Source organism: Nocardia sp. NPDC051756 (genome assembly GCF_040681495.1).
Classification (GTDB): Bacteria; Actinomycetota; Actinomycetes; order Mycobacteriales; family Mycobacteriaceae; genus Nocardia.
This window is the reverse complement of record NZ_JBFAYV010000005.1, coordinates 932,780-942,631: the sequence shown is the minus strand read 5'-3', so window position 1 is coordinate 942,631 and position 9,852 is coordinate 932,780. Positions and strand designations below refer to the sequence as shown.

General features: G+C 67.9%; 11 protein-coding genes. 6 read left to right on the top strand and 5 right to left on the bottom strand.

The genetic code is table 11. The features are described from left to right. Together AB0M22_RS26375 and AB0M22_RS26370 are read right to left on the bottom strand one after the other, a co-directional pair. Window positions 1-153: DUF5988 family protein (locus AB0M22_RS26375; protein WP_364732011.1), on the bottom strand; the 153-nt coding region annotated here is incomplete at its 3' end. Between the two features lie 73 nt (window positions 154-226). After that, window positions 227-1,171 (bottom strand): NADP-dependent oxidoreductase, encoded by a 945-nt coding sequence (locus AB0M22_RS26370; protein WP_364731923.1) that lies wholly within the window; start codon window positions 1,169-1,171, stop codon window positions 227-229. Window positions 1,172-1,241: 70 nt separating this feature from the next. On the opposite strand from AB0M22_RS26370, the gene AB0M22_RS26365 reads away from it, so the two are divergent. After that, window positions 1,242-2,204 (top strand): helix-turn-helix domain-containing protein, encoded by a 963-nt coding sequence (locus tag AB0M22_RS26365; protein WP_364731921.1) that lies wholly within the window; start codon window positions 1,242-1,244, stop codon window positions 2,202-2,204. A gap of 53 nt (window positions 2,205-2,257) precedes the next feature. Here the strand turns inward: AB0M22_RS26365 and AB0M22_RS26360 are convergent, their stop codons facing one another. Next, window positions 2,258-3,733, bottom strand: a complete 1,476-nt coding sequence (locus AB0M22_RS26360; RefSeq protein WP_364731919.1) for an alpha/beta hydrolase-fold protein — start codon at window positions 3,731-3,733, stop codon at window positions 2,258-2,260. Between the two features lie 130 nt (window positions 3,734-3,863). Here AB0M22_RS26360 and AB0M22_RS26355 point away from each other — a divergent pair, with 130 nt between their 5' ends. The 4 genes from AB0M22_RS26355 (at window position 3,864) to ruvB (ending at window position 6,688) form a co-directional block, all read left to right on the top strand. Continuing rightward, window positions 3,864-4,262, top strand: coding sequence for a thioesterase family protein (locus AB0M22_RS26355; RefSeq protein WP_364731916.1), 399 nt, complete (start codon window positions 3,864-3,866; stop codon window positions 4,260-4,262). Window positions 4,263-4,427: 165 nt separating this feature from the next. Next, window positions 4,428-4,997, top strand: coding sequence for a crossover junction endodeoxyribonuclease RuvC (gene ruvC / locus AB0M22_RS26350; RefSeq protein WP_150406078.1), 570 nt, complete (start codon window positions 4,428-4,430; stop codon window positions 4,995-4,997). Next, on the top strand, window positions 4,994-5,599 hold the full coding sequence (gene ruvA / locus AB0M22_RS26345; RefSeq protein ID WP_364731914.1) for a Holliday junction branch migration protein RuvA: 606 nt from the start codon (window positions 4,994-4,996) through the stop codon (window positions 5,597-5,599). Before ruvC ends, ruvA begins: the two co-directional genes overlap by 4 nt. A gap of 6 nt (window positions 5,600-5,605) precedes the next feature. After that, window positions 5,606-6,688, top strand: coding sequence for a Holliday junction branch migration DNA helicase RuvB (ruvB, locus tag AB0M22_RS26340; protein ID WP_364731911.1), 1,083 nt, complete (start codon window positions 5,606-5,608; stop codon window positions 6,686-6,688). Between the two features lie 216 nt (window positions 6,689-6,904). Here ruvB and AB0M22_RS26335 read toward each other — a convergent pair whose 3' ends face one another. Both AB0M22_RS26335 and AB0M22_RS26330 read right to left on the bottom strand, forming a co-directional pair. Further along, window positions 6,905-7,504: a DivIVA domain-containing protein gene (locus tag AB0M22_RS26335; RefSeq protein ID WP_364731908.1), complete on the bottom strand. Its 600-nt coding sequence runs from the start codon at window positions 7,502-7,504 to the stop codon at window positions 6,905-6,907. 148 nt (window positions 7,505-7,652) lie between these two features. Then, window positions 7,653-8,318: a TetR/AcrR family transcriptional regulator gene (locus AB0M22_RS26330; RefSeq protein ID WP_364731906.1), complete on the bottom strand. Its 666-nt coding sequence runs from the start codon at window positions 8,316-8,318 to the stop codon at window positions 7,653-7,655. A gap of 36 nt (window positions 8,319-8,354) precedes the next feature. On the opposite strand from AB0M22_RS26330, the gene AB0M22_RS26325 reads away from it, so the two are divergent. Beyond that, a complete protein-coding gene (locus AB0M22_RS26325; protein WP_364731903.1) occupies window positions 8,355-9,845 on the top strand; it encodes an NAD(P)/FAD-dependent oxidoreductase in 1,491 nt (496 codons plus the stop codon). The last annotated feature ends 7 nt before the right edge of the window (window positions 9,846-9,852 follow it).

The window sequence follows — 9,852 nt, the reverse complement described above, 5'->3', positions numbered from 1 at the left end:
CGGGGTGTCCTTCTCCTTGCGGGTCACCTTGAAGTGCTCGTAACCACCCTTGAACGGGACTTTCAGTTCGATCCCCGGCGGGGTGATGGGAACGATACGCGCGGGCATGTCTTTCGGCCCGCCCTCGAGGACAGCCTTCACAACAGTGCTCATCATCGGATGGTAGAAGCGTGGCGGTCCCGATTTCGCGGATTCACCGAAGCGCCGCGCGGAAAAAGTTTCGGTGTCAGGGCACAGTGACAACTAGTTTGCCGACGGTACGGCCGGTGTCGCCCAACGCATGCGCCTTCGCGGTGTCCGCCAGTGGGAACGTGCCCGCGATCGTCGGGCGCAACTCGCCGGACTCGACGAGCCCGGCCAGCGCGACCATGCCGGCGTGGTCGTCCTCCACCAGCATGCGCAGGGCGCGCACGCCGAGCCTGCTCGCCTCGGCCGCCAGGTCGACCTCGCCCATCGGGCGCAGCGTGACCAGCACGCCACCCGGACGCAGGGTGCGCAGCGAGCGGATGCTGTTCTCGTCGGTGATCGAGTCCAGCACCACGTCCACGTCGCGGACCACCTCGGCGACCTCGGTCGTGTGGTAGTCGATCGCCTCGTCCACGCCGATGGCGCGCAGGAATTCGTGGTTGGGTGCGCTGGCCGTGCCGATGACGTACGCGCCGCGGGCCTTGGCGATCTGGACGGCGAAATGGCCGACCCCGCCGGCCGCCGCGTGAATCAGGACCCGCTGTCCGGCTTGCAGATCGGCGGTGTCGACCAGCGCCTGCCAGGCGGTGAGCGCGGCCAGCGGGATCGCGGCGGCCTGCACGTGATCCAGGCGCGCGGGTTTACGGGCGAAGGCGCGGGCCGGGCCGACGGCGTACTCGGCCAATGCGCCGTGGCCGTACGGGTAGGGCAGCATGCCGAAGACCTCGTCGCCCGGTTGGAACAGGGTCACGCCGACGCCCGTCTCGGCGACCTCACCGGACACGTCCCAGCCGAGGACGAACGGCGGCGTGCCGAGGAAGCCGCCGTTGGCCCGGTGCTTCCAGTCGGTCGGGTTGAGTCCGGCGGCACGCACCCGGACCAGGATCTCGCCCGGGCCCGGGACCGGGCGAGGGAGTTGCACTTCGGTGAGGACCTCGGGGCCGCCGAGGGTGTCCTGGCTGATCGCACGCATATTTTCGCTCATTGCACCGAGTTTGCCGCTTGGGGCCGGGCAAGGAAATGGCACGATTGCCATTCTTCGATATGATCGTGCCATGGAGTCTTCGGTGCATCGGGTTGTGGTGCTGGCGTTGGACGGGGTCTATCCGTTCGAGCTCGGCATTCCGAATCGGGTATTCGGCAGTGCCGGCGGGCGGTACGAAGTTCGCACGTGTTCGCTGGATGGTCGGCCGGTGCGTACCGTCGCGGATTACTCGATCGCCGTCGCGCACGACAGCAGCATTCTGGACACCGCCGACACCGTGATCCTGCCTGCCTGCGATATCCGGATGACGCTCGACGGTGACCTGCCCCAGCCGGTGCGGGACGCGCTCGCCCGGATCCGGCCCGATGCCCGGCTCGTCGCCATCTGCACCGGGTCGTTCGTGGCGGCGGCTGCGGGTCTGCTCGATGGTCGTCCGGCGACCACGCATTGGCGGGAGGCCGACCTCTTCCGGCGCACGTTCCCGCGAGTCCGGCTCGATCCCGACGTGCTCTACGTGGACGATGATGACGTGCTCACCTCCGCGGGCGCGGCGGCCGGCATCGACGTGTGCCTGCACATCGTGCGCCGCGACCACGGCAGTGCGGTCGCCAACGCGGTCGCCCGGCGCTGCGTCATGCCGCCGTGGCGCGACGGCGGGCAAGCCCAATACATCGAGCAGCCCGTCCCGCCGCCCACCTCGGCCGGCACCGCCGCCGCCCGCCAGTGGGCCCTGGAAAACCTGCACCTCCCGCTCACCGTCGACGAACTCGCCGCCAGCGCGCGAATGAGCAAGCGCACCTTCGCCCGCCGCTTCAGCGAGGAGGTCGGCATGAGCCCCGGCCGCTGGCTCATCCAGCAGCGCCTCTTCCGCGCCCGCCACCTCCTCGAATCGACCGACATGACGGTCGACCGCATCGCCGGCGAGGTCGGCTTCGCCACCGGTACCTCCCTCCGCCAGCACCTACACGAAGCCATCGGCGTCTCCCCCCAGGCCTACCGCCGCACCTTCACCCGCACCCTCTCCCCCGCCTGAGCGAATCCCGCTCCCCGCGAGTGGGGCTTTGGTCATGTTCCGTTGGGGGTGGGTCAGGTGGGGTTGGGGAGGGGGAGGCCTAGGCGGGCGGTGATCCAGGGGAGGGAGGAGGTGAAGGCGGCGGAGGCGAATTGCCAGGTGTGGCCGCCCTGGGTGGTGTGGATGGTGCAGTCGATGCCTACTTCGTGGCCCTGGTTGCAGAGTTTTTCGGCGGCGCCTACCTCGCCGGTGTCCATGACGCCGTCGTGGCCGCCCATGCCTGCGGTGTCGTCGTCCTCGACCGGCGGACGGTTGCCGCGGGGTGCGGCGTTGCCGTTCGCGTTGTGTCGCTGGGGTGGAGTGAGGTCGTCGAAAAGGCCTGCGGTGCTGGGGTATTGGCCGTGCTTGACCATGACGGTCATCGGGTCGAAGGCGGCCCACTGGTCGGCATTGCCGCCGAAGAGGCGGGCGATGGTCTGGTCCTTGGTGCCGGAGACCGGGCCGATGTCGCCGGCGATGTCGACGAAGGTGCGGATCAGTTCCGGGTGCATGACGGCCAGGTCGACGGCGCAGGTGCCGCCCATGGACCAGCCGACCACCGCCCACTGCGCGGGATCGGCGGACGCGCCGAACTGGGATTCGAGGTAGCTCGGCACATCTCGCGTCAGGTGGTCGGCGGCATCGCCGCGCGGTCCGTTCACGCATTCGGTGTCGTTGTTGAAACTGCCGCTGGAGTCGACGAAGACGAGGATCGGCGCGCGACCCCCGTTGGCGGCGGTGAACTGGTCGACGGCGGGCATGATCTGCCCGCTGCGCATCCAGTCGGCGGGCGTGTTGAACTCGCCGCCGATCATCATCACCACCGGCAGCGTGGGCGGCCTCGGCCCGGCGAACCAGGCCGGCGGCAGGTACACGTACTCGGTGCGATGCGGAAACCCGCTGCCCGAGTCGGGAATTCGGACCGGCACGACCTTGCCCGTCGACACGTCGGTATTGCGCAGCCCGTCCAGCGCGTCGAGATCGGTCTGATGCGGCAGCGGACCGGCCGTGACCGCACCCCACGCGGCCTGCACGGTGGGGTAGTAGCCGACCCACTGATTGAGCACGATTCCGGTACTGAGCAGCGCCAACGGAATAGCGAGCAGGGCCACCCCGCGCCGCCACCAGCGTGCGCCCCGCCAGCCGAGCGCCGCGACGGCCAGCGCACCCGCCGTCCCGCCGACGCACGCCCACAGCAACGCGGGCGCGGGATCGGACGCCAGCCCCTGATTCGACACGTACCACCGCGCGACCAGCGCCCCGACCACGCCGATCAGCACGCACACCGGCACCTGAATCACCCACCACCGCCGCGTTCTGCGCGCGACGGCGATCAGCAGCAGCGCCACCGCGACCAGCTCGACGGTCAACGGCAGCCACCCGTGCAGCAGGGAGATCCCGTGGTGAAAGGTGTTCTGGTAGTTCGGATTCAGATTCGCCGACGGCAACGGCGGGGCCGGTGGTGGCACCGGGATCGCGGGCGCGGCAAACGGCACTCCAAGGGCAGACACGTACGGCATTGTCGACACCGTTCCTCGAGACACCCTGTGAATCGGCTCCAGGCCACCTGGGTGCCGGAACTTGTCGGTGGGCGCTGGCATAGTCGTCCCTGTGCCCTTCAGTACGCGTATCGAAGTCCGTGTGTCCGACCTGGATCCGCAGTTGCATGTCACCGGCGCTGCGTATCACCAGTTCGCCGATCACTCCCGTTTCGCCTGCGTGCAGGCGGCGGGCATCTCGGTCGACGAGTTGATCGCGGACGGATTCGGCCCGGTCAATCTCGAGACGACGATCAAATTCCACAAGGAACTACGCGGCGGCGACGCGGTCGACGTGTCCTGCAACTGGTTGTGGGGGACAGGCAAGACCTACCGCGTCGAACAGATCCTGACGCGTGCCGATGGCGAGGTGGCCGCCACGGTGACCAACGTCAGCGGACTGCTGGACCTGCGAGCTCGACGCCTCGTCACCGATCCGGCGCGCGAGTGGGCGGCACGCGCGAAGAATCCGGAGCTACTCGGATTCCCCGGCACGCCATAAACCCGCGGCGCATCGCGCGTCATACGTGAACACGGTGGATTGCCCGGAGTGACCGCGGGGGCAGTGTTCTGCGCGCCCCGACGTGCACCCGTGTCGCTGGACCGGGAGACCCCCTTCCTCGGCTAAACTCTCGAACAGTTGTTCGTGTCTGCGAGAGGGGATTTCGTGCGGGTGATGGGCGTCGACCCCGGTCTCACCCGGTGCGGCCTCAGCATCGTCGAGGGCGGTATCGGCCGGAAGGTGACCGCCATCGCTGTCGATGTGGTTCGTACCCCGCCCGACATGGACCTCGCGCAGCGACTACTCCAGGTTTCCGATGCCGCCGAATTGTGGCTGGACACGCACAAACCGGGGGCCGTCGCGATCGAACGGGTCTTCGCCCAGCACAATGTGCGTACCGCGATGGGCACCGCGCAGGCCGGCGGGGTGATCGCGCTCGCGGCCGCGCGCCGCGGCATACCGGTCGCGTTCCACACGCCCAGCGAGGTGAAGGCCGCGGTCACCGGCAACGGCACCGCGGACAAGGCACAGGTCACGGCCATGGTCACCCGAATACTAGGACTACAGGTCGCGCCGAAACCGGCGGACGCGGCGGATGCGCTCGCGTTGGCCATCTGCCATTGTTGGCGGGCGCCGCTGATCGAGCGGATGGCCAAGGCCGAAGCCCAAGCGGCCGAGGCACAACGCAAGTACGCGGAACGGCTTGCCGAACAACGGAAGGCGGTAAAGAGGTGATCGCGTCGGTTCGCGGTGAGGTGCTGGAAATCGCCCTCGACCACACGGTGATCGAGGCGGCCGGCATCGGCTACCGGCTCAATGTCACCCCCGCGACGCTGTCCACGCTGACCCGCGGCGAGGAAACCCGCCTCTACACCGCGATGATCGTGCGCGAGGACTCGATGACACTGTTCGGCTTCGCCGACACCGAGGCGCGCGACCTGTTCGGTCTGCTGCAAACGGTGTCCGGCGTCGGCCCGCGGCTGGCCATGGCGGTGCTCGCGGTGCTCGAACCCGAAGCGCTGCGCAAGGCGCTCGCCGAAAGCAACGTCGCCGCGCTCACCCGGGTGCCCGGCATCGGCAAGCGCGGCGCCGAACGCATGGTGGTCGAGCTGCGGGACAAGGTGAATCTCGTTCCGGTGCAATCCGGTCCGCCCGGCAGCACACCCATCCCGGTCATCACACCGGTGCGCGAGCAGGTCGTCGAGGCGCTCACCGGCCTGGGCTTCCCGATCAAACAGGCCGAGCAGGCCATCGACTCAGTGCTCGCCGAACAGCCCGCCGCCGACACCGCCGTCGGGTTGCGCGCCGCGCTCAACCTGCTCGGCCGGAATCGGTAGCTCGGCATGGATTACGACGAGGAAGCCGACGAATCCCAGGTCACGCCAAGTCTTTTGAAGTCCGACGGGGAGATCGAGGCCAGCCTGCGGCCGAAATCGCTGGACGACTTCATCGGTCAGCCGCGGGTGCGCGAGCAGCTCGCGCTGGTGTTGCGCGGCGCCAAACAGCGTGGCGGCACACCGGATCACGTGCTGCTGTCCGGCCCGCCCGGCCTCGGCAAGACCAGCATGGCGATGATCATCGCGGGCGAGCTCGGCACCGCGCTGCGCATCACCTCCGGACCAGCGCTGGAGCGTGCCGGTGATCTCGCGGCCATGCTCAGCAATCTGGTCGACGGCGACGTGTTGTTCATCGATGAGATCCACCGCATCGCGCGGCCTGCCGAGGAGATGCTCTACCTCGCGATGGAGGACTTCCGCGTCGACGTGGTCGTCGGCAAAGGCCCTGGCGCGACCTCGATTCCGCTCGACATCGCCCCGTTCACCCTGGTCGGCGCGACGACCAGGTCCGGAGCGCTCACCGGCCCACTGCGCGACCGCTTTGGTTTCACCGGGCACATGGACTTCTACGACCCCGCCGAATTGCTGCTGATCCTGCTGCGTTCGGCGCACATCCTCGGCGTGCAGATCGACCGCGAAGCCGCCGCCGAGATCGCCGGTCGCTCTCGCGGTACGCCGCGTATCGCGAACCGCCTGCTCCGCCGCGTGCGCGACTACGCCGAGGTCCGCGCCGACGGCCTGATCACCCTGCCCATCGCGCAGGCCGCGCTGGAGGTGTACGACGTCGACGTGCTCGGCCTCGACCGCCTCGACCGTTCCGTATTGGCCGCGCTGGTCCGCAGTTTCGGCGGCGGCCCCGTCGGCGTCTCCACCCTCGCGGTCGCTGTAGGGGAGGAGGCCGCCACCGTCGAAGAGGTCTGCGAACCATTCCTCGTCCGCGCCGGCATGGTCGCCCGCACCCCCCGCGGCCGCGTAGCCACCGCCGCCGCCTGGGAACACCTAGGCCTGGTCCCCCCACCCGACCTAGTCTTCGGCTCCATCGAAGTCCGCAGCCACAACCCCCAACCCACCCTCGACCTGCTGGAGTAAGACATCGAGTCGAGTCGAATGGTGGCAATCAGAGATCAATTAGCGACCGTATGACTCGACTCGGTTGCGCTGCCGTTGTGCCGCACACCTTTTGACATACGCACGCGTGTCAGTGCGGCGAGTTGGTGTGCGGGAAGTCGGAAGGTGTGCGGCTGGTGGTGCCGCAGGCCTTCCGGGTGGCCGCATCGGTAGGGCGAACTGCCTAGCCGTGCAGAGTTATTCGCCGACGTCGCGGTGCAAGGTCCAGCGGTGGTGTTGGTGTTCGGCGTGTTGCAATGCCGCGACGACCAGGTCCATGAACGCGTCCACCTCGTCGCCCTGATACCCGCGGGTGCCTAGTCGGGCTCCACTGAATCGCACCGAGCGCACGTCCGCGATGGTCAGACTGCCCGGCCCGCCGTGCGCGAGCGTCGCGGCGACCAGGTCGAGGAACGCGTCGACCTCGTCTTCGTGGTACCCGCGACGACCGACCGGCGCATACGTGAATCGCATGCGCTGCACGTCATCCGGCGTCAGGATCGAATGCCCGTTGCCTGCCGGCGTCGGCCGCGCCCCGCGCTGCCGGATCTCCAGCTCGACGCGCACCTGATCCAGATACTCGTCGACCTGATCCGCCCGATACCCCCGCGCACCGGGCCGCGGCGCGTCGAAGGTGACATGGCGCAGATCGTCGGCCGCAAGCGAACCTCGGCCTGCCATCGTCGCGGCTACCAGGTCGAGGAATGCGTCCACCTCGTCCGCGTGGTAACCACGCTGCCCGAATGGTGGTGTCGCGAAACTGATTCGGCTCACATCCTCGGGGGTCACGGGCGACATTCTGTCAGGCCCCACGCGCCGGGTCGGCGGAATGTGCGTTTTTCGTACTCCCTGGTCTCTTGCGACCACGAGCGCCCCCTGGCGGACTCGTCGGAACTGTTCCCACACCTTAACGCCGCCGACGCCGTCAGGGGGCTTATCGATTTGCTCAATCCTTGCGGACACCGTCGATCAGCAGCCGCCGAATGGCCTCGTTGAGACCCTGGATGGACCCCTCATCGGTTTCGCGCAGGCCGTGCACGATGCCGGCCAGCAGCATGCCGGTGACCGCCCGCGCGGTGTTGACCGTGTCCAGATCCGCTCGCAGATAACCGAGTTCGACGCCGTGGTCGAGATATCCGGCGGTGAGCGCGTCGGCCATGTCGAGCAGGCCGTAGAGGCGCGCGGTCAGCTCGTCGTCGATGCCGGGCGCGTGCACCAGCAGCAGCTGCGCGACCCGGCGGTCGTCCATCAGGATGTGCGTCAGCGCCTGGCCGATCCGGTCGGTCTGCGCGCGGTATTCGTCCAGCGTGGTGGCCGCGTCGGGCGCGTTCTCGGTGCCGAGGGTGTCGATGATCTTGGCGGACAGGTCGTCGATGACGTGGTCGATGATGTCGCGCTTGTTGCTGAAGTACCGGTAGAAGGTGCCGTGTCCGATGCCGAGGTGACCGGCGATATCGGCGATGCCGGTGCCGTGATAGCCCTTCTCCGAGAAGCAGACGAAGGCAGTGTCGATGATTTCCTGGCGGAGCTCGGCTTTGCGCCGCTCGGCACGCGTCAATGGCTTCGTCACGCCACCGATGATACAGTCGTCACAAACGGAATGATGTGTCATTCTGTGATAAACGGTTCACATACCTGGAGGTTCGGAGTGGCGCCTCAGTACGACGCTGTCGTGGTCGGTGCGGGATTCGGTGGCATGGGGGCGGGCATCGAGCTCGATCGGCTCGGCCTGAGCAACTACGTCATCCTCGATCGGGAGAGCGATCTCGGCGGCACCTGGCACGTCAACCATTACCCCGGCCTCGCGGTCGACATCGCCTCGGTCACCTACTCGTACTCTTTCGAGCCCAACCCGTATTGGACGCGACTGTTCGCGCCGGGCGCGGAGCTGAAGAAGTACGCCGGCCACATCGCGGACAAGTACGGCCTGCGCCGCCGCATGCGCTTCGGCACCGTGGTCGACGGCGCCCGCTGGGACGAGGAACACCAGCAGTGGGTGGTGTCGGTCGCGGGCGGTGAAACCCTCACTGGCCGTTACCTGCTCACCGCGACGGGCTTCCTGTCCCAGCCCTACACGCCGCCGTTCCCCGGCATCGATTCCTTCGCCGGCAAGATCATCCACACCACCGCGTGGGAGGACGATTTCGACCTGACCGGGCGCAAGGCGGCGATCATCGGCACCGGCGCGACGGCCGTGCAACTGGTGCCCGAGGTGGCCAAGAAGGCGCAGGCGCTCACCGTCTTCCAGCGCACCCCGATCTGGGTGGTGCCGAAGATCGACACCGCCATCCCGAAGCCGGTGCAGAAGCTGTTCGACCGGGTGCCCGCCACCCAGAAGGCCGCGCGGCTGTTCAACACCAGCCTGCTCGAGGCGCTCATGGTGGTCGGCGTGCTGCACTACACGCAGGCCAAGCCGCTGAACAAGGCCGCGGGCCTGCTCGCCAAGGCGCATCTGCGGACCTCGGTGCGGGACAAGGAAACGCGCAAGCAGCTCACCCCGCACTACGACTTCGGCTGCAAGCGCCCCACCTTCTCCAACACCTACTTCCGCTCGTTCAACCAGCCGCATGTGCGACTGGAGACGAACTCGATCGACCACATCGAGGCCGACGGCATCGTCACCGCCGACGGGCACAAGACCGAGATCGACACGCTGATCCTGGCCACCGGCTTCAACCTGTGGGACGTGAACTTCCCGGCCATCGAGATCATCGGCCGCGACGGGGTCAACCTCGGAAAGTTCTGGCGGGACAACCGTTTCCAGGCCTACGAGGGCATCACCGTGCCGAAGTTCCCGAACTTCCTCAGCCTCAACAGCCCGTACTCCTACAGCGGCCTGTCCTACTTCACCACCATCGAGGCGCAGATGAAGCACATGGGACGGCTCTTCACCGAGCTGTTCCGCCGCGGCGAGAACACCTTCGAGGTGACCGAGGAAGCGAACGCCGGGTTCCTCGATCGAGTCACCGACAAGCTCGGCACCTCGGTCTTCTACGGCGGCGACTGCTCCACCGCGCGCAGCTACTACTTCAACCCGCACGGCGAGGCCGCGCTGCTGCGCCCGACCAGCACGCTCAACGCGCACCGCGAGGCGGTCAGCTTCCCGCTCGACGATTACGTCTACGGAAAGTCCGCCTGACCCAGGA